General features: G+C 58.1%; 18 protein-coding genes and 1 pseudogene. 7 read left to right on the top strand and 12 right to left on the bottom strand.

The window, feature by feature from the left end; translation table 11 throughout:
• Positions 1 to 209 precede the first annotated feature (209 nt).
• Positions 210 to 551, bottom strand: coding sequence for a RamA family antibiotic efflux transcriptional regulator (locus KW829_RS20775; protein WP_010428317.1), 342 nt, complete (start codon positions 549 to 551; stop codon positions 210 to 212).
• A gap of 32 nt (positions 552 to 583) precedes the next feature.
• Positions 584 to 1,687: a RomA family MBL fold metallo-hydrolase gene (locus KW829_RS20780; protein ID WP_010428316.1), complete on the bottom strand. Its 1,104-nt coding sequence runs from the start codon at positions 1,685 to 1,687 to the stop codon at positions 584 to 586.
• A 191-nt stretch (positions 1,688 to 1,878) separates the two neighbouring features.
• On the opposite strand from KW829_RS20780, the gene KW829_RS20785 reads away from it, so the two are divergent.
• The 3 genes from KW829_RS20785 (at position 1,879) to nfsB (ending at position 3,601) form a co-directional block, all read left to right on the top strand.
• Positions 1,879 to 2,469: a TetR/AcrR family transcriptional regulator gene (locus KW829_RS20785; protein ID WP_010428315.1), complete on the top strand. Its 591-nt coding sequence runs from the start codon at positions 1,879 to 1,881 to the stop codon at positions 2,467 to 2,469.
• A complete protein-coding gene (locus tag KW829_RS20790) occupies positions 2,459 to 2,827 on the top strand; it encodes an MmcQ/YjbR family DNA-binding protein (RefSeq protein WP_010428314.1) in 369 nt (122 codons plus the stop codon). Before KW829_RS20785 ends, KW829_RS20790 begins: the two co-directional genes overlap by 11 nt.
• A 120-nt stretch (positions 2,828 to 2,947) precedes the next feature.
• Positions 2,948 to 3,601, top strand: coding sequence for an oxygen-insensitive NAD(P)H nitroreductase (nfsB, locus tag KW829_RS20795; protein WP_089599385.1), 654 nt, complete (start codon positions 2,948 to 2,950; stop codon positions 3,599 to 3,601).
• Between the two features lie 36 nt (positions 3,602 to 3,637).
• Here the strand turns inward: nfsB and KW829_RS20800 are convergent, their stop codons facing one another.
• The 3 genes from KW829_RS20800 to KW829_RS20810 all read right to left on the bottom strand — a co-directional run bounded on the left by KW829_RS20800 (position 3,638) and on the right by KW829_RS20810 (position 5,243).
• Positions 3,638 to 3,925: a helix-turn-helix transcriptional regulator gene (locus KW829_RS20800; RefSeq protein WP_089599386.1), complete on the bottom strand. Its 288-nt coding sequence runs from the start codon at positions 3,923 to 3,925 to the stop codon at positions 3,638 to 3,640.
• Complete coding sequence (locus KW829_RS20805) at positions 3,906 to 4,235, bottom strand: type II toxin-antitoxin system RelE/ParE family toxin (protein ID WP_089599387.1); 330 nt, start codon at positions 4,233 to 4,235, stop codon at positions 3,906 to 3,908. Before KW829_RS20805 ends, KW829_RS20800 begins: the two co-directional genes overlap by 20 nt.
• A gap of 138 nt (positions 4,236 to 4,373) precedes the next feature.
• Entirely contained in the window at positions 4,374 to 5,243 is an 870-nt protein-coding gene (locus tag KW829_RS20810; RefSeq protein ID WP_148400345.1) for a helix-turn-helix transcriptional regulator, read from the bottom strand.
• A 107-nt stretch (positions 5,244 to 5,350) separates the two neighbouring features.
• Between KW829_RS20810 and KW829_RS20815 the strand changes: the two genes are divergently transcribed.
• Both KW829_RS20815 and KW829_RS20820 read left to right on the top strand, forming a co-directional pair.
• Positions 5,351 to 6,787 carry an MFS transporter gene (locus tag KW829_RS20815; RefSeq protein WP_218308990.1) on the top strand — a complete coding sequence of 479 codons (1,437 nt, stop codon included), beginning with the start codon at positions 5,351 to 5,353 and terminating at the stop codon, positions 6,785 to 6,787.
• Positions 6,788 to 6,852: 65 nt separating this feature from the next.
• Positions 6,853 to 8,097, top strand: a complete 1,245-nt coding sequence (locus KW829_RS20820; RefSeq protein WP_218308992.1) for a mechanosensitive ion channel family protein — start codon at positions 6,853 to 6,855, stop codon at positions 8,095 to 8,097.
• Here the strand turns inward: KW829_RS20820 and KW829_RS20825 are convergent, their stop codons facing one another.
• The 4 genes from KW829_RS20825 to KW829_RS20840 form a co-directional block, all read right to left on the bottom strand.
• Positions 8,098 to 9,069 carry a LacI family DNA-binding transcriptional regulator gene (locus KW829_RS20825; RefSeq protein ID WP_218308994.1) on the bottom strand — a complete coding sequence of 324 codons (972 nt, stop codon included), beginning with the start codon at positions 9,067 to 9,069 and terminating at the stop codon, positions 8,098 to 8,100.
• Between the two features lie 75 nt (positions 9,070 to 9,144).
• Positions 9,145 to 10,287, bottom strand: coding sequence for a Gfo/Idh/MocA family protein (locus KW829_RS20830; RefSeq protein ID WP_218308996.1), 1,143 nt, complete (start codon positions 10,285 to 10,287; stop codon positions 9,145 to 9,147).
• Complete coding sequence (locus KW829_RS20835) at positions 10,280 to 11,305, bottom strand: sugar phosphate isomerase/epimerase (protein WP_218308997.1); 1,026 nt, start codon at positions 11,303 to 11,305, stop codon at positions 10,280 to 10,282. The genes KW829_RS20830 and KW829_RS20835 overlap by 8 nt, the downstream gene beginning before the upstream one ends.
• Positions 11,306 to 11,320: 15 nt before the next feature.
• Entirely contained in the window at positions 11,321 to 12,559 is a 1,239-nt protein-coding gene (locus tag KW829_RS20840) for an MFS transporter (protein WP_120159066.1), read from the bottom strand.
• A gap of 187 nt (positions 12,560 to 12,746) precedes the next feature.
• On the opposite strand from KW829_RS20840, the pseudogene KW829_RS22975 reads away from it, so the two are divergent.
• Positions 12,747 to 12,878 (top strand): annotated as a pseudogene (locus tag KW829_RS22975) (type II toxin-antitoxin system RelE/ParE family toxin); the annotation flags it as partial.
• The gene (locus KW829_RS20845; protein WP_010428293.1) at positions 12,866 to 13,165 is read left to right on the top strand and encodes a helix-turn-helix domain-containing protein; all 300 of its coding nucleotides are present in this window, start codon (positions 12,866 to 12,868) and stop codon (positions 13,163 to 13,165) included. The pseudogene KW829_RS22975 and the gene KW829_RS20845, both read left to right, overlap by 13 nt.
• A 125-nt stretch (positions 13,166 to 13,290) precedes the next feature.
• Here KW829_RS20845 and pheP read toward each other — a convergent pair whose 3' ends face one another.
• The 3 genes from pheP to KW829_RS20860 all read right to left on the bottom strand — a co-directional run bounded on the left by pheP (position 13,291) and on the right by KW829_RS20860 (position 19,065).
• Positions 13,291 to 14,679, bottom strand: coding sequence for a phenylalanine transporter (gene pheP, locus KW829_RS20850; protein WP_010428292.1), 1,389 nt, complete (start codon positions 14,677 to 14,679; stop codon positions 13,291 to 13,293).
• A gap of 102 nt (positions 14,680 to 14,781) precedes the next feature.
• On the bottom strand, positions 14,782 to 16,755 hold the full coding sequence (locus KW829_RS20855; RefSeq protein ID WP_010428290.1) for a PhoX family phosphatase: 1,974 nt from the start codon (positions 16,753 to 16,755) through the stop codon (positions 14,782 to 14,784).
• A 126-nt stretch (positions 16,756 to 16,881) separates the two neighbouring features.
• Positions 16,882 to 19,065: a TonB-dependent siderophore receptor gene (locus KW829_RS20860; RefSeq protein ID WP_218308998.1), complete on the bottom strand. Its 2,184-nt coding sequence runs from the start codon at positions 19,063 to 19,065 to the stop codon at positions 16,882 to 16,884.
• Between the last annotated feature and the right edge of the window lie 151 nt (positions 19,066 to 19,216).

Genomic DNA, 19,216 nt, shown 5'->3' on the forward strand with positions numbered 1-19,216 from the left:
CCATCATCTTTAATGGGATAACGCTTGCGTACTACGACCGAAAAACCGAGAGTGTGCTCCGGATAGACTGAAAAGTGTTACCTATGTTCCCGGTCTGATCTGTCACCTATGTATCCGGTCATACAGTAGCGCCACCGGGCAATTACGGGCACCGGGCCCACAAAAAAGCCGGGTGGCGGCTACGCCTTACCCGGCCTACATGCGACAAGTTAATGTGTCTGGCTATGGTTCTCTTTACGGTACGCACCCGGCGGCTGGTTGAAGGTGCGGGTAAATATGCGGGTAAACGTCTGCTGCGAGTCAAACCCGTAGCGCAGGCAGATATCGTACACGCGAGCGTCGGATTCACGCAGGTCGCGCGCCGCCAGCAGCAGCTTGCGCTCGCGAATATAGCGCCCGAGGCTCTCCCCTTTGTACTGCATAAACAGCCGCTGCAGGTGCCACTTCGAATATCCCGCGTGGCGGGCGATCTCTTCGATACGTAACGGCTGGTGCAGATTGTCGTCGATCCATTCGACGATAGTGTCGATGACTTGAGCGGAAATGGTCATACAGCTGTCCCCCTCTGCTTCTCGCTTAAACATTATTCCCACCACTCGCGAAATGCCTGAGTGGTATCACTCACCCGCACGGGCTCACCCAGTTCCGGCGTCAGCAGCCGATAATTTTTGTCCTTGCTGGCGCGCGCCAGCTGGATCAGCGGATCGTTCCACGTGTGTTTCGCCAGCACGAAGCGCCCGTTGTGCCCCGGCACCACCGCTTTGGCGTTGAGATCCGCCGAGGCCTGCGCCGTTTCGTCCGGCAGCATGTGGATGTACTTCCAGTCCTGGTCGTACTGGCCGTTTTCCATAATGGCTAAATCCACCTCGCCAAACTGCTCGCCGATGGCCTTAAAGTGCGGGCCGTAGCCGGAATCCCCGCTGTAATAAACCTTCTGCTCTGGCGTGACGAACATAAAGCTGCCCCACAAGGTCTGGTCGCGCTTGATGCCGCGCCCGGAGAAGTGACGCGCCGGAAGAACATGCACCGTCAATTCATCGCTGATGCGCACCGACTGGTTCCAGTCGCGCTCGTCAATAATCTCAGGCTTCATTCCCCAGTAGCGCAGGTGGGAGCCCACGCCCAGCGGCGTCACCACACGCTTCACCTTTGGCAGTAGCGCCCTGATGGTGGCGTAATCCAGATGATCGTAGTGATCGTGCGAGATAATCAGCAGGTCGATCTCCGGCATGCTTTCAGCGCGCCACGGATACTCACCGGCAAAGGCCTTATTGAGGAACGAGAATGGCGCGGCGTAGTTGCTGAGCACCGGGTCAATCAGAATGCGTTTACCCGCGAGCTGCAGATACCACGAGGAGTGACCGAGCCACACCAGGGTGTCCTGCTCCAGCGGCAGGCTCGCAAGATCGGTTTTCACCAGCGGCAGCGGCTGCGCCGGTCGTGCGTTTTCGGTTTTTTTGGTCAGAAATTCCCACGTCGCGACCAGCATGTTTTTGTCGCCGTTATAACCCGGCGTCGGCAGCGTATTGTGGAATTTCCCCTCGCGATACTGCGGGGAGGCTTCCACTTCGGAGAGCTGCTCACCCTGCGGTGGCTGGCCGAATCCGGCGTTCAGAACAAAAGGTAAACTCGCAGCTGAAGCAACAATCATGACAAACACCACGCAGATGAATAGAGGCTTTTTCATTTCCTGACCCGAATACGCGCCCCATCCGATGGTTTACGCGGGTTAAGCTTGATTATGAGTGAGTAAGCACTCATTATTAGATATGATGAATATATCGTCAAGACGTTTTCGATCTTTGACATTCCGCGTTGCAGCGGTATGAACCGCATGCTTCAATACGTTTTTTTACATTTGACAAAGGGGAGAATTGAGTGGCACGTCCGAAGAGTGAAGATAAAAAACAGGCCTTACTGGAAGCAGCAACCGCTGCGTTTGCGCAGTCGGGAATTGCCGCCTCAACGGCGCTCATTGCCCGTAACGCGGGCGTCGCCGAAGGCACCCTGTTTCGCTACTTTGCTACCAAAGACGATCTGCTGAATGCCCTTTACCTCCACCTGAAGCAGGATCTCTGCCAGGCGATGCTCTCTAATCTGGATCGCTCACTCACCAGCCCAAAAGAGCACACGCGTAACATCTGGAACAGCTATGTCGACTGGGGGATCAAAAACCCTCTCGCACACGCTGCCATTCGACAGCTTGGCGTCAGTGAGAAGATCAACGCCGAGACGGAGCAGGCCGTGAAAGATATGTTCCCGGAGCTGCACGAGCTGTGCCGCCGCTCGGTGCGCCAGGTGTTTATGTCCGACGAATTTAAAACCTTTGGCGATGCGATTTTCTTATCGCTGGCCGAAACCACAATGGAATTTGCCACCCGCGATCCGTCCCGCGCCGTCGATTTTAAAGCGCTCGGTTTTGAGGCCATGTGGCGCGGGCTGGCTCAGGAGGATAGCGATGGACGGTAAGTCCTTGCAGGAGCACGCGAAACGCGTGGCGCTGGAGATGCCTTTCACCGAACACTGCTGGCCGTTCGGCCCCGAGTACGACGTGTTTAAAGTAGGTGGAAAGATTTTTATGCTGATGGCGGTTGTACGCGGACGCCCTCACGTCAGCCTGAAATCCGATCCGGAAAAATCGCTGTTGAATCAGCAGATTTATCGCGGCGTTGAACCTGGCTATCACCTGAATAAAAAGCACTGGATCTCACTCTACGGCACCGATGACATCACGCCTGAGGTGGTCGCTGATTTCATCAACGACTCGTGGAATCTGGTGGTCGATAAGCTGCCGAAAAAAGATCAGAAATGGATACGCCCGGCCTGATTGTTCGGCTGAGCCGAACAGATTAAGCGCTCGAATCGCCCTTATCTTTTCCCGCTTCGCGCGGTACTCTGCTTTCCTTTCGCGCCCGCGAGCGGGCGAATTTCATCACCAGGAGTTGTTATGGATATCATTTCTGTCGCCCTGAAACGCCACTCTACCAAGGCGTTCGACCCAGGCAAAAAACTGACCGCTGAAGAAGCGGAAAAAATCAAAACCCTGCTGCAGTACAGCCCATCCAGCACCAACTCCCAGCCGTGGCACTTTATTGTTGCCAGCACCGAGGAAGGTAAAGCGCGCGTGGCGAAATCCGCTGCGGGCACCTATGTGTTCAACGAACGCAAAATGCTGGACGCTTCTCACGTGGTGGTGTTCTGCGCGAAAACCGCGATGGACGATGCCTGGCTTGAGCGCGTTGTCGATCAGGAAGAGGCCGATGGCCGTTTCAACACGCCGGAAGCCAAAGCCGCCAACAATAAAGGCCGCCACTACTTCGCCGACATGCACCGCGTGGATCTGAAAGATGACGACCAGTGGATGGCGAAACAGGTTTACCTGAACGTCGGCAACTTCCTGCTGGGCGTGGGCGCGTTGGGTCTGGACGCGGTGCCGATTGAAGGCTTTGACGCGGCGATCCTCGACGAAGAGTTTGGTCTGAAAGAAAAAGGCTTCACCAGCCTGGTGGTGGTGCCGGTTGGGCATCACAGCGTGGAAGATTTCAACGCCACGCTGCCGAAGTCCCGCCTGCCGCTGAGCACGATTGTGACCGAGTGCTGATCGCTACAGGCGCGCCCGTTACCGGCGTGCCTGTTTTCAATAGAGCGTAATCTGCGGGTGTTTAACCCCACACACCAGTGCATAACGCGTTAAGGTATCAAGACTCGCCCGGGTTATATTCGCTTCCATTCTTGAAACGGTGGGTGCGCTGACGCCCATTCGCTCCGCCACCTGCGCGCGCGTCAGACCGGCCTGATTTCGCCATTGCGCCAACATTTCGCGCAAGCGCTCTTTTCGTTCTTCAGCATCAAAAGAGGCCTGTACCTCTGAATTGCTTAACAGCTCAGATCGGAGTTCATCCCAGTCAATAATCTTCTTGCTCATCCAACATCTCCTGTTGTCGCTTCAGTGCCAGACGAAGTTCAGCAGAGGGCGTTTTTTGCGTTTTCTTGATAAACACTCGCAGCAGAAAAATTGTCTTTTCCCGCTGATAAACGTAAATTCCCCGAGTATGGATTAGCCCGACGGTTCTGATTTCGAACAAACCATGCGGTAAGGGTTTGCTGTCAGGTTCCCGCAGTGCTGTCGGGTTAGCGCGTAATTTATCAAGCTGGCGAATCAGCTTCGCCTTCACCCCAGCGGGCAGTAAGAGGATCTCTTCTCTGACTGCCTCATGAACGATGAGTCTGAACACGGTTATTCACCCCTGATGATATTAGCATATAAGGCAATTTGCATTAAAGGCTAATTTTGCCTTTCATGTTTACCTTACCTGCTTTTAGCAAACATCACCGGATCAGCATTAACTCCCTGAAAGCACCTCGCAAAAAACTTATTTCCCCTGCTCCGCCAGCCACGCCATCGCCCGCTCCCCCGCCTCATCCACCGGTAAATAGACCAGCAGCCGCGAGCCGTTTCGCGGCGCGGAGTACCAGTACATCTGCTGCAGCGTGAAATCTCCCAGCTCGGGATGGGTAAACAGCTTGAGCTGGTTCTCCACGCCGCGCACGTCGTTGCGCTGGTGCCACAGGGTTTTGAACTCTTCAGACACCGCAAAGAAGCGTGCCAGCTTCGCCTCCCACAGCGGGTCGCCCCGGTGTTCGGCCATCGCCGCGCGGAAATAGGAGACAAATATCGGCAGCACGTCATCGCGTCTGCCGAGCCGCGCGCGCCACGCCGGGTGGGTGAGGAACAGGTAAATACAGTTGCGGTCTTCCGGCGGGATTTCATTAAAATCGACGCCCATCAGATGACCAAAACTGTCGTTCCACGCCACGATATCGAAATTGGGTTTCTGTATGCTGGCAGGTTTTGGCAGCAGGGTATCAAGCAGGCGGCGCGTGCCTTCGCTGATGCCCTCGCAGCAGACCGCCTGCGGGGCTTCACCCGGCGGCAAACCGGCTAAAACAAACAGGTGTCGGGCCTCGGTTGGGGTACATTGCAAGGCTTTCGCCACGGCCGCCATCACCGCGCTCGACGGGTTGACGTCCCTGCCCTGCTCAAGCCAGGTGTACCAGGTCACGCCCACGTCTGCCAGCATCGCCACCTCTTCACGGCGCAGACCCGGCGTGCGGCGGCGACCGCTGCGCGGCAAGCCGAGACGCTGCGGATCGAGGCTTTCGCGTCGTGCGCGTAAAAAAGCACCCAGCTGTTTTCGGGTGTCATCCTGAAGTGAGACGACGGGTTCAGACATCAAGGCCATAAATCCCCCTGCATGGTAGTGCCAGTACCAGTATAAGCAAGAACTGGTACCCGTTTATCAGATGGTTGATGCTACGACCATCTGATGAATGACGCAATGGAGATCCCATGAATACGTCAGTTGTTTCACCGGGCCGCGCAGGCCTGATATTGCTGTTAACCGGCCAGATGCTGCCGCTGATTGATACCTCAATCACCAACGTCGCGCTGGACTCCATCACCCACTCACTGCACGCCACCGCTACAGAACTGGAGTTGATCGTCGCGCTCTACGGCGTGGCCTTCGCCGTCTGCCTGGCACTCGGCAGCAAGCTGGGGGATAACGTTGGCCGCCGCCGCCTGTTTATGTGGGGCGTGGCGAGCTTTGGCCTGGCCTCGCTGCTGTGCGGCATGGCGGGAAACATCGAACAGCTGCTGGCCGCGCGCATTGTTCAGGGCGCGGGCGCGGCGCTGATCATGCCGCAAATTCTTGCCACCTTGCACGTCACGCTAAAAGGCACCGCCCACGCGAAAGCGATTAGCCTGTTCGGCGGCATCGGCGGAATTGCGTTTATCGTCGGCCAGATGGGCGGCGGCTGGCTGGTATCGGCGGATATCGCCGGGCTGGGCTGGCGGAACGCTTTCTTCATCAACGTGCCGATTTGTCTGGTGGTGCTGGCACTGAGCCGCCGCTACGTGCCGGAAACCCGTCGCGATACCCCGTCACGCATTGACTGGACCGGCACCGTGCTGCTGGCGATGATCCTCTGCTGCCTCCTGTTCCCGATGGCGCTCGGCCCGCAGTGGCACTGGTCGTGGCCGCTGAAGGCTGCGCTGCTGGCCATTATTCCACTGGCATATTTAATGGTGCTGAACGCGCGTAAAAAAGAGCGTGAGGATGCGCACCCGCTGATCCCGCCGCGTCTGATGCAGCTCAGCAGCATCCGTTTTGGCGTGCTGATCGCGATGCTCTTTTTCAGCGTCTGGTCCGGGTTTATGTTCTGCATGGCACTGACCATGCAGACCGGCCTTGGCATGGCGCCGTGGCAGTCCGGGAACAGTTTTATCGCGCTGGGCGTGACCTACTTTATCTCGGCGTGGTTTGCCCCTCGGCTGATCGCCCGCTACAGCACCAGCACCATTCTGCTGACAGGTCTGGCGATCCAGATTACTGGTCTGCTGGCGCTGATTGTTACGTTCCGGGTGTGGGGAATGGATAACACCGCCCTGACGCTGGCACCTGCGACCGGGCTGGTCGGCTACGGGCAGGCGCTGATCGTGAACAGCTTCTATCGCATCGGGATGCGCGATATTCAGCCCGATGACGCAGGTGCCGCGAGCGCCATTCTCAGTACGCTGCAGCAGGCCGCGCTGGGGCTGGGTCCGGCCATTTTTGGCGCAATCTTGCTGCATGCGCTGCAAAACCATCACGGGGACTACACTCAGGCAGTTAACGTCTTCCTGACGGTGGAAACGGTGATGATGGTGGTGCTGGCGCTGGCGACGCTGCGCATGCGTCATCGCCTCTGTTTACCCGTGGTGAAGGTCTGTCAGGCCGCCAAATAAGCCTGTGAATTTGCATAATAGATCCGCAGCCGCCATTATGGGGCTGCATCAATACAGGAGACGTTATGCAGGAATTAATTGCTCAGGTTGAAGAGTTAGGGATTGAAATTAATCACACCACCTCGTTAGTGATTATCTTTGGTATTATTTTTCTTACCGCCATCGTGGTTCATTTTATTCTGCACAAGCTGGTGCTCCGCGCTTTCGAAAAACGCGCGCAGGCCAGCAGCCATTTGTGGCTGCAGATCATTACCCAGAATAAGTTATTTCACCGTCTGGCCTTTACCCTACAGGGGATAATCGTCAACGTTCAGGCGGTACTGTGGCTGCAAAAAGGCAGCGAAGCGGCGGAAATGCTCACCACCTGCGCGAAGCTGTGGGTGATGGTGTATGCCCTGCTCTCCTTCTTCTCGCTGCTGGACGTGATTTTCAATCTGTCCCAGAAAATGGCCACCGCGTCGCAGCTGCCGCTGAAAGGGATTTTCCAGGGCATCAAGCTGGTGAGCGCCATCCTGGTGGGGATTTTGATTATCTCCCTGCTGATCGGCCAGTCCCCGGCGATTCTGATCAGCGGTCTGGGTGCCATGGCCGCCGTTCTGATGCTGGTGTTTAAAGACCCGATACTCGGGCTGGTGGCGGGCATTCAGCTCTCCGCCAACGACATGCTGAAGCTCGGCGACTGGCTGGAAATGCCGAAATACGGTGCCAACGGCACGGTGACGGACATCGGCCTGACCACCGTAAAAGTGCGCAATTTTGATAACACCATCACCACCATTCCGACGTGGGCGCTGGTCTCCGACGCCTTTATCAACTGGAGCGGCATGTCGGCGTCCGGCGGTCGACGCATTAAGCGCAGCCTGAATATCGATACCACCAGCATTCATTTTCTCGACGAGCAGGAGCAGCAGAAGCTGATTCAGGCAAAGCTGCTGAAGCCTTATCTGGCCGCGCGTCATGAGGAGATTAACCTTTGGAATCAGCAGAACGGTGAAGGGGAATCGATATTAAACCTGCGCAAGATGACCAATATCGGCACCTTCCGCGCCTACCTGAATGAATATCTGCACAACCACCCGCGCATTCGCAAAGATATGACGCTAATGGTGCGCCAGCTCGCGCCGGATGCCAACGGCCTGCCGATTGAAATATACGCCTTCACCAACACGGTGATCTGGGCAGAATATGAGGAAATTCAGGCCGACATCTTCGACCATATTTTTGCGGTGGTGGATGAATTTGGTCTGCGTATTCACCAGTCGCCAACCGGGAACGATATTCGCTCCCTGGCGGGCGTTATCGCAAAATAATCAGGTACTGGCGCGGGAAATAAAGCGCCAGTCCATCATCACCCTTTCCGTGGGCGCATCCGGGTTGTCGATTTTGTTCAGTAACAGATCGACCGCCTTGCGCCCGATATCCCGCGACGGCTGCTCGATGGTGGTGAGCGAAATCATGTCCGCCAGCTCCGTGCCGTCAAACCCCACGACCGCAATATCCTCCGGCACCCGCAGCCCCGCCTGCTGAATGGCGCGCAGCGCGCCTGCGGCCAGGGTGTCCGATACCGCAAACACCGCGTCCGGCGGGTTCTCTTTCAGCAGATTTTCCATCGCCGCCATCCCGGCGCGCGAGCTGAGATCGTTGGCGTATTCCACCGCCTGATAGTCCAGATCCGTCAGGTGGATCACGCTCTTGTAGCCGCGCTCGCGCAGGCGGGCATATTTATAGCTTAGGTCGTGGTTGATCATCGCGATACGCGTACGGCCGCTCTCGGCCAGCTGGCTGACGGCATGCTGGGAGGCATCGACGTCGTTAATCCCCACGCAGGAGACCGCGCCCGCATCGGCGTATTCTGCGCACTGCACCCACGGCGCGGCACCAATCAGCGCGGCCAGTTCCGGTAGCTTCGAGAAGGCGTCCATGGTGATAATGCCGTCGACAATTTTGCCGGAGAGCAGGCTTAAACCCGAGCGGGATCGTTCGATATCCGAGCCGGAGTTGCACAGCAGAATGCGGTAGCCGTTTTTCTCCGCCTCTTCTTCAATACCCTTCACCACCTCGGCGCAGAACGGGTTGGCGATGTTGGAGACCATCACCAGGATCATATAGCTGCGGGCGGTGCGCAGCTGGCGCGCCAGCAGGTTCGGCTGGTAGTTGCTCTCCTGGATCGCCTGCAGAACGCGCTCGCGGTTTTTCGCCTTCACGGTGTCGCTGTTGTTGAGCACGCGGGAGACCGTCGCCACGGAGACCCCGGCGAGCTGAGCGATTTTCTGAATTGACATAGCGACGACACATCCTGCGGTTAGCGTTTTGTGCAGGCTACCATAAAACGGTTGCCCGGCGAACCGGGCAACGCGTCAATACGCCACGCGCACCCAGCGCTGCTGCTGATGGCTTTTCACTATCGCATCAATGATATACATCACGTTTGCGCCGTCGTAGAAAGTTGCAAACGGCGGGTTTTCCGGCATCGCGCCCGCCTGCACGGCGCGGTAGAACTGCGCCATCATGTTTTTGAAGGCGTCCGGCCAGCCTTCGATATGCCCGCCGGGGAAATGGGCGCTGTCGGCCACGTCAGGGTTCATCAGGCCTGGATCGTCGGTGAGCGTCTGGTTAGCCTGCGCGCGATGGCCGACCCACAGCCGCTGCGGGATCTCCTGATCCCACGCCACCGACCGCTCGCTGCCGTTGATCTCAAACGTCAGGCGATTTTTGCGCCCCGCGCTCACCTGCGAGACGCTGAAGCTGCCCTTGCTGCCGTCGTCGAAGCGGAACAGCACCGAGCCGAAGTCTTCGGTGGTGACCGGTTTGTCTTCATACTGCGCGTGCGCATCGTGGGTAAAGGTCTGATTGCCCGACACACTGGCTTTGCGCGTCGGCCAGACGATGGTGAGATCGGCCATCACCTCGATGATGCGGCGGCCGGTGACAAACTGCACCGTATCGCACCAGTGGGAGCCGATGTCCGCCACCGCGCGCGATGCGCCGCCGAGCGCGGCATCCACCCGCCAGTTGTAGTCGGTTTCCAGCAGCATCCAGTCCTGCAGATAGCTGCCGTGCGAGGCGAACAGCCGTCCGATATCGCCCGCGCGCATCATGCTCGCCGCCTGGCGCACCATCGCAAACTGGCGATAGACAAAGCTCACGCCGTGCACCACGCCCGCCTGCTCCGCCAGCGCCACCAGCTCGCGCGCCTCGTCCGGGGTCATGCACAGCGGCTTTTCGGAAAACACGTGCTTGCCTGCCCGCAGGATCTGGCGGTTAATCTCCGCGTGCAGGTGGTTCGGCGTGCAGTTGTGCACCACGTGCAGATCGGGGTGCGCGAGCAGTTCCTCAACGCTACCGTAGGCATGCGGCACATTCAAGGCTCGCGCCTTTTCCTGCGCCTGCGCAGGCGTGCCGTCGCACAGGGCAACCACCTGCACAAAACCGAGGCGTCTAAGCGCCTCGATATGCGCCGGGCCGATAAACCCGCTGCCGATAATCCCGACGTTAATCATGCTTGCCTCCTGCCGCGAAGTCGTCAAACGCGCGCCCGGAGACCGGGATGATATGGCGGCGGATAAACTCGCTACCTTCCCTCGCGCCGGTTTCGCCGTCCTTCAGGCAGCATTCCCATTCCAGCACCGCCCAGCCGTCATAGTCGTACTGGGTCAGCTTGCTGAAAATGCCCTTAAAGTCGATCTGCCCGTCACCGAGCGAGCGGAAGCGTCCGGCGCGGTTGATCCACGGCTGGTAGCCGCCGTAGACACCGCTGCGTCCGCTGAGGCGGAACTCGGCATCCTTCACGTGAAACGCCTTGATGCGCGAGTGGTAGATGTCGATAAAGGTCAGGTAATCCATCTGCTGCAGCAGCATGTGGCTTGGGTCAAAAAGGATGTTACAGCGAGGATGGTTATCTACCCGCGCCAGAAAACGCTCGAAGGTCACGCCGTCGTGCAGATCTTCCCCCGGATGCAGCTCAAAGCAAACGTCCACGCCCTGCTCGTCGAACGCATCCAGAATTGGCCGCCAGCGGGCTGCCAGCTCCCCGAATGCATCCTGAAAACGCTGCTCGTTATGCGGCGGCCACGGGTAGAAAAACGGCCATGCCAGAGAGCCTGAGAAGGTCGCGTGCGCTTTCAGGCCTAACCTGGCCGAGGCAACCGCCGCCTGCTTCAGCTTCTCCGTCGCCCACGCCCGTCGCGCCGCATCGTTGCCGCGCACGGCGGCGGGCGCGAAGTGGTCAAACGCGTCGCTGTAGACCGGGTTTACCGCCACAAGCTGCCCCTCCAGATGGGTCGACAGCTCGCTGATGACCAGCCCGTGTGCTGCCAGCTTGCCGGTAATGTCATCGCAGTAGATCTGGCTCTCGACCGCTTTTTCGACATCAAAAATGTGCGGATGATTGCAGGGGATCTGCACCGCTTTATAGCCCTTCCCGGCTGCCCACCCGGCCAGCCCGTCGAGCGAGTTGAACGGCGCTTCCCCGCCAATAAACTGCGACAGAAAAATGCCGGGTCCTTTCATCGTCCTCATACCACCTCCTGAACGTTACGCCTTGTCATCGTCATACTTGAACGTGAGAAGGAAAATCAGCGCGATCGCCGCGGCTGCCACCGCCGGGATCCACCAGAATGTTACCCACGCCTGCGGCACGGTTTGCCCCGCCACCAGACGGTTATAGAGCGCGCCGGAAATCTGCGAGCCGAGCAGCATGCCGATGCCGTAGGTGAACATCACGATCATGCTCTGCGCCTGGCCTTTTACCTTCTCGCCCGCCACGCGGTCGGTATAGATAAAGCCCACCACAAAGAAGAAGTCATAGCACACGCCGTGCAGCAGGATGCCGATATAGAGCAGGAAGCGCCCCTCCTCGCTCACCCCCAGCGCGAACATGGCGTAACGCACGAACCACGCCAGCATGCCGATCAGCAGCATGACTTTCACGCCCAGGCGGCGGAACAACAGCGGGATCACCAGCATGAAGAAGATTTCCGACATCTGCCCGAAGGACATGGCGGTGCTGACGTCGGCAATCCCGGCATCCGCCAGGTATGAGGCGGTATAGGCGTAGTAGGTGCCCAACGGGACGGAGATCAGCATCGCGCAGACGGAGAAGACGAAGAAGTGACGGGTTTTGAGCAGCGCAAAGGCATCCGCACAGAAGAGATCGCGCACCTTAACCGGCAGGCCTTTCGCCGGGGCTGGCGTGTGCGGCAGCGTCAGGCTGTAAAGCGCCAGCAGCACGGAACTGGCCGCCGCCACCTGGAAGATGGTCACGCTGGACGCCACGCCGGTCACGCCGATGAAAATGCCCGCGACGATCCAGCCGATGGTGCCGAACACGCGCACCACCGGGAAGGTTTTATCCACGTTCGCCAGGCTGTGAAACGCGATGTTGTTGGTCAACGCCAGCGTCGGCATGTAGCAGAGCGTGTAGCCAAATAGCAGGCCGATCAGCAGTGCGCCGTTCTCGGCAATCAGCGCGCCCGGCACGAACCAGAGGATCGCTGCGCCCGCCAGATGCATCACCGCCATCACCTTCTGCGAGGCGAAGAAGCGGTCCACCAGCATCCCGAGCACGAACGGCGAGAGAATAGACGCAATTGGCCCGGCGGAGAAGGCATCGCCAATCAGCAGCGACATGTTGTGCTGGGTCATCACCAGGCCGAGCGTGACCGACCAGCTACCCCAGATAAAAAACTGCAGAAACATCATCAGCGACAGCCGAGGCACCAGCAGCCGGTGCTGCGCTATCGCCTTTCCACTACTTTCAGTTGTTGACACCATGATGAGCCTCACCCAGAAAAAGTAATCGATTACAAAACAGTTCAAATAAAAAGTAATCGATTACAAAATAAAGATCCTGTGGATCGAAACGGAATTGGGAGGGGGGTCACGATAAAGATCGCTGGATGACAAAACGAGATGTTTTGATTGTCATTATAGCCAATAGGCTATAAATTAAAACAGCGAGGAAGCTACTGTGCTCTGTGCTGGGGACAAAACCGGTTGCAATCAAAAACGGTTTTATAAAGAAATGATTACGCTGGCTGACGTTGAGTACAGCAGACATCTGGCGGATAAGGAGGCCATATGGCAACGCTAAAAGAACTCATGGCGCAACAGAGCGCGGAAAGTCAGGAGCGTATTGCGGCTAAAGTTGACGTGATGCGCAGAATTGTGGCCCTGAACCAACTGCGGGAAGAGCTCAAGGTTTCTCAGACAGAACTGGCCGAGGCAATGGGGGTAAAACAACCCACTGTAGCGAAAATCGAACAGCCGGGAAACGATCCCCGGCTTTCAACGCTCAAACGCTACGTTAGTGCGCTCGGCGGTGAAATGAGCATTGATGTGACGTTACCGAATGGGAAACGGATAGCGTTTGAGATTTAATATTGCATGTTCAAAGCCGGGTGGCGGCTTCGCCTGACCGGGCGTGAAGGCAGGTGCGGTCTGGTTTGGTGCGGTCTGGTGCCCTCACCCCGGCCCTCTCCCACAGGGAGAGGGAGAAAACCGCGCTACTTTTTGCGCGAGAGCTTAAATGCAATAAACAGGAACACCACCCACACCGGCAGCAGCATCGCGGACAGGCGCATCTCATCCATGGTGCACATCAGCACCAGAATCAGCCCCAGGAACGCGATGCAGATGTAGTTCCCCGCCGGGTAGAGCAGCGCTTTAAACTGCGTCTCGCGTCCCTTGCGGCGCATCGACGCGCGGAAGCGCAGGTGCGCCAGGCAGATCATGATCCAGTTCAGCAGCAGCGTCGCGACCACCAGCGCCATCAGCAGGCCAAAGGCCTGTTTCGGCAACAGGTAGTTGATCAGCACCACCAGAGAGGTAATCGCGCCGGAAAGGAACAGCGAGTTGACCGGCACGCCGCGACGGCTGACGCGGGTGAGGAACTTCGGCGCGTTGCCCTGCACCGAGAGGCCAAACAGCATGCGGCTGTTGGAGTAAACCCCGCTGTTATAGACCGACAGCGACGCCACGAGAATGACGAAGTTCAGCGCCGAGGCCACCACGTTGCTGTTCAGATCGTGGAAAATCATCACGAACGGACTGCTATCGGATTTCACCTCCACCCACGGATAGAGCGCCAGCAACACCACCAGCGAACCGATATAGAACAGGAGAATACGGTACACCACCTGGTTGACCGCTTTCGGAATGCTTTTTTGCGGGTCGCGCGCTTCAGCCGCGGTAATGCCAATCAGCTCCAGCCCGCCGAAGGAGAACATGATCACCGCCAGCGAGAGGATCAGCCCTTTCCAGCCGGTTGCCAGGAAGCCGCCGTGCTGCCACAGGTTGTCGATTGTGGCCCGCTCGCCGCCGTGACCGGAGAACAGCAGCCACAGGCCAAAGCCGATCATGCCGATAATCGCCAGCACCTTGATCAGCGCAAACCAGAACTCGGTTTCGCCATACAGGCGCACGTTGACGAGGTTAACGGCGTTGATAATGATGAAGAAGGCTGCTGCCCAGATCCACGTTGGCACGTCCGGCAGCCAGTACTGCATGTAGATGCCCGCGGCGGTCAGCTCTGCCATCCCGACCAGCACGAACATGACCCAGTAGTTCCAGCCGGACAGGAAGCCTGCAAACGGGCCCCAGTATTTATAAGCAAAGTGCGCGAAGGAGCCTGAAACCGGCTCTTCAACGACCATCTCGCCAAGCTGGCGCATGATCAGGAAGGCGATAATCCCGGCGATAGCGTAACCCAGCAGAACCGCAGGGCCCGCCATCTGAATGGCGGGGCCGATGCCGAGAAACAGCCCGGTACCGATCGCGCCACCAAGGGCAATTAACTGAATATGTCGATTTTGCAAACCACGTTGCAGCGTCGGATTCTGATCCGACGAAGCTTCAGCGCTACCATGGCCTGAAGCGGATGACGCGTCTTTCACGCCCTACCCCTGTCTCTTTTTTAGAAGGGGCACGTTTTAACACTTCATGCTGGAGGTAGCAAGTTTAACGCCGGGCCACTGTATGCACCCGGCAGATAACGGTCACGACCCGATGATCCCACCGTCCGCTTTGACGATCACCACCGTTGACGATCGCGGACGCCCGTTCGGGCTGGCGTCTGGCCAGTTGGAGACGGCGCGCGGATTGGCCGGATCGGTAATATCATCCCCGCCCTCACCCGGATGCTGGATATTGATAAACAGTGTTCGGTTGTCCGGCGTAAACGCAATGCCGGTGATTTCACACCCGCGCGGTCCGGTCAGGAAACGGCGGTATTCATTGGTGCCCGGAATGGTGGCGACCATCTGGTTATTGCCCATCCCCTCGTACGCTTTCTTATTGATGGTGCTGGAAGAGACGTCGGTTTGGATCCACAGGACGCCCTGATGATCGAACGACAGGCCATCCGGGCTGCCGAATTCCGTGCCCTGCATGGAACCTTTGGCCTTAGGATCGTCGCCGTCGGTACGCCCGGCCATGACCAGAATATCCCATTTAAAGCGTGCGGCGGCAGGATCGGCCCCGTCTTCGTGCCAGTGCATAATATGACCAAATACGTTGTTGGCGCGCGGGTTGGCGGCATCGACCGGCGCCTTGCCCTCCTTGCCGCGATCGCTGTTGTTGGTAAGCGTACAGTAGACGCTGCCGCTGGCGTGCGGATCGACGGCTATCCACTCGGGGCGATCCATTTTCGTCGCCCCCACCACATCAGCCGCCAGGCGGGTTTTAATCAGCAGGTCGCCCTGGCTTTCAAATCCGTTGCTTTTATCCAGGCCGTTTTGCCCGAAAATCAGCGGCAGCCAGTCGCCGCTCCCCTCCTCGTTGAACCTGGCGACGTACAGCGTGCCGGACGTCAGCAGCTGCATATTCGCTTCACGGTTCGCAGGATCGTATTTGTTGTCCGAGACAAATTTGTAGATGTACTCAAACTTCTGATCGTCACCCATATACACCACCACGCGCTTATCAGCGGCGAGCGTGACGGCCGCCCCCTCATGCTTGAAGCGGCCAAGAGCGGTGTGTTTGCGTGGCGTGGAGGTCGGGTCGTAGGGATCAATCTCCACGACCCAGCCAAAGCGGTTAGGTTCGTTAGGGGTTTTATCGACGCTGAACCGGTCATCCACTTCGTTCCAGCGGTAGGACTCGTCGCTGTCGCTGATGCCGTAGCGTTTTTCCAGCGGGTTAAGATCGGCTTTTTTGACAAAAATATCCGACCAGTTCTCCTCGCAGGTGAGATAGGTGCCCCACGGCGTATGGCCGTTAGCGCAGTTTTGCATGGTGCCCAGCACGCGCTCCCCCTGCGGGTCGGCGGCGGTTTTCACTAAAGGCTGATGCCGCGCCGGGCCGGTAAGCTCCATCGGCGTATTGACGGTTATACGGCGGGCGAGAGAGGACGGGCGAACCACCTGCCACTCACTGCCCGTTTTTTTCACTTCCACCACCGACACGCCCATCGCGTTCTGGCCCTTGCGGACTTTGTCGAGGCTCCAGTTCGCGGCGCCGTCCGTAAACAGCATTCCGTTGTCGATGTATTCATGGTTCAGCGCCAGCAGCCCATGCTCCGGGTTTTGCGCTCCCTGCGGCAGGCTAAACCACGCCATCCCGTCGTGGTGCATGCCCGCCTGCACCGCCTGCTCGTCCGTGGTGTTGCTGGCGTCCGGCTTAAAGGCTGGCATGTTGTTTTTAATTCCCGTCGGGTCACCCCAGCGATAAAACGGGCGAGCAATATAGCCTTCCGGCACCCTTACCGTATCTTCCGTGGAAACGGGGATGCTGCTAAACCCAAGCGACACCGCTTTCGCCAGCGTGGAAGGCTTCGATACCGCGGCAATGGCGCTTTCGGGTTTGATCAGAAAGGGGAATGAAACGGCAGCCCCCGCAACGGCGCCCATCTGCAAAAAACGGCGGCGGGAAAGGAATACCTCGGCAACCTCGGAGAAAACCGGGTTTGCGCTGCGGTTAGCGATCTCGTCGCGATGTTCTTTTTTGAAAACGGATTTGAGGGGTCTGCCCATAGCGGCTTCCTGTCATTGGCCAAGAGGTAAGAATGTGGCGACCAGTGTAAGAAGCTTTTGTTACAATTTTATAACACGATAACGGAAGGATGGGGCATCCATGCCCCGGATAACGAGGTGGAACGCTTAGAACTCGTAGCCAACCGAGACCTTAAAGGTCCGCGGTTCGCCCTGAGTGATGTAGGTGCCGGAATCGTCTACGCTGGCCCAGTAGTTCTCGTTGGTCACGTTGTCGATGCCCGCGCGCACGGTCATCTGGTTTGCATTGTGGTTCACCGCGAAGCGATAGCGCATGCCCAGATCCAGCGTGGTGTAGCTGTCCAGCTTTTTGGTGTTTGCCAGGTCAGCGTACTGCGTGCCGGAGTGGTTCACGCGGGCGGTCGCCGTCAAACCATCAACGGGCTTGATGTCGTACTCCGCGCCCAGCACGGCGTAGAAATTCGGAATACCGATCGCATCGTTACCCTGATTGACGCCGTTTTTGGTTTTGGTCAACTCGGCCTGCAGCCAGGTGGCGCTGGCGTTCAGACGCATACCCAGCATCGGCTCGCCGAAGACATTCAGCTCAACGCCACGGTTACGCTGCTCGGCGTCCAGGCCGTAGTGGCCGCTGTCGTCGAGGATTGCCGATGGCATTTTGATTTCGAACAGCGCAAGCGATCCGCCCACGCGGCCGAAGTCCGCCTTCACGCCCACTTCGTTCTGCTTAGAGTGCACGATACCGGTGCTCTGGCCGTAGTTGGTGGCGGTGTTAGGTGCAGTTTTGCCCGGCTGGAGGGCTTCGGTGTGGTTGGCGTAGAGGGAAATTTCCTCCCACGGCTTGTAGACCACGCCGTAGGTGGGCATCCAGCGGCTGCCGTCGAAACCATCCGCCGCGTTTTCCGCACCGGTGATTTTGTTGTAGCCGCGGATGACCACCTTCTGATGGCGCGCCCCGGCAGTGAACAGCAGCTTGTCGTCCAGTACGCCCAGCGTATCGCTCAGCAGCCAGCCCTGGGTTCGGGTACGCCCGCTGGTCAGCGGATCGCTGTATTTCCCGCCTAAGCCGTTGAAGTTAGTGCTGTCCGGCATATCAACGCCGGTGTTGTGATAGATGTTGGTGGTCGGGTTATCTGCCGCCGCCGACATTTTCCACGCGATTTTTTCGTTTTTGGTCATCGCTGAATACCCGACGTTGACCTTGTGCGAGACAAAACCAGTGTCAAAGTTACCGCGAATGCCCGCCATCCCGCTGACGGAGTCGCTGATGCGGTTGGTGTCGAGGCGGCTGACCGTGGCCTTGCCGCTCTTGTCCACCAGCTTCGGCGCGCTGTAGATCCCTTCCTCGTGCGCGTGCTGCGCACCCAGACCGGTATAGGCGGTCCAGCCATCGGTGATGTCGTACTCGCTGCGCCACATCCCGAATTCGTTTTCGATATTGCTGTAGGCCCACTTCTGCGAGAAATTGCGGTCATTTTTCGGCGGCTCAGGGACGAAATCCACCGCTGAAATATTGACGCTGGTAGGGCTGCCGTGGAAGGTTTTCTTCTGATAGCCCATGTCAAGCGAGGTGCGGAAGCGGTCGCCTTTGTAGTCCAGGCCGGTGGAAAGCAGCGTGGTGCGGCGGCGGTCATTCGGTACGCCGGTTTCCCCTTCCCGATGGACGAGGTTCACGCGCGCGCCAAACTGGTCGTTATCACCGAAGCGACGGCCCGCGTCCAGCGTAGTGCCAATCTGGGAATCCGAGGTGTAGTCGACGCCCACTTTTGCCTGCGGCGTCTCGCTCGCATGTTTCGGCTCAAGGTTGATCATCCCGCCCACGCCGGAGCTTGCCGCACCGTTCATCAGCGAGTTGGCCCCTTTGAAGATCTCAATGCGGTCGACCATCTGGGCATCCACCACCTGACGCGGCAGCACGCCGGACAGGCCGCCAAAGGTCATGTCATCGCCGTCGAACTTCAGGCCACGAATACGGAAGGTTTCAGCGCTGTTGCCGTAACCCTGAACATACTGCACGCCCGCGTCGTTGGCGACGACATCGGCAATGGTTTTCGCCTGCTGATCTTCCACCAGCTTCGAGGTGTAGCTGATGATGTTGAACGGCACGTCCATGGCGTTCTGCTGACCGAGCATCCCCATGCGTCCGCCATTTGCCACCTGCCCGTCGAGGAAGGCGGGCACCAGCTGGTCACCGCCGGGGGTGAAATCACTCTCCGCCGCAGCCTGGACGACGAGGGTGTCCTCTTTTTTCTCATCCGCCGCCAGAGCGGAATGGGTCACTGCGCCAATGGCAAGCGCCAGCAGCGTTTTATGCATTGTGGTGTTGTTCATAATTAACTCGTTTAAATGTGCGCGCAAAAATGACCCGTGGTCGGGCCTTAGAATGGTGTAAATGCAATGCAAATGAGAACTATACGCATTATCTATGCGTTATCAAGTGTAACCGCGCATTTCTGGTCGCGAAAAGAGGTTAATCAGAATG

It is taken from the genome of Enterobacter sp. ENT02 (assembly GCF_019219165.1).
GTDB classification, from domain to species: Bacteria; Pseudomonadota; Gammaproteobacteria; order Enterobacterales; family Enterobacteriaceae; genus Enterobacter; species Enterobacter mori.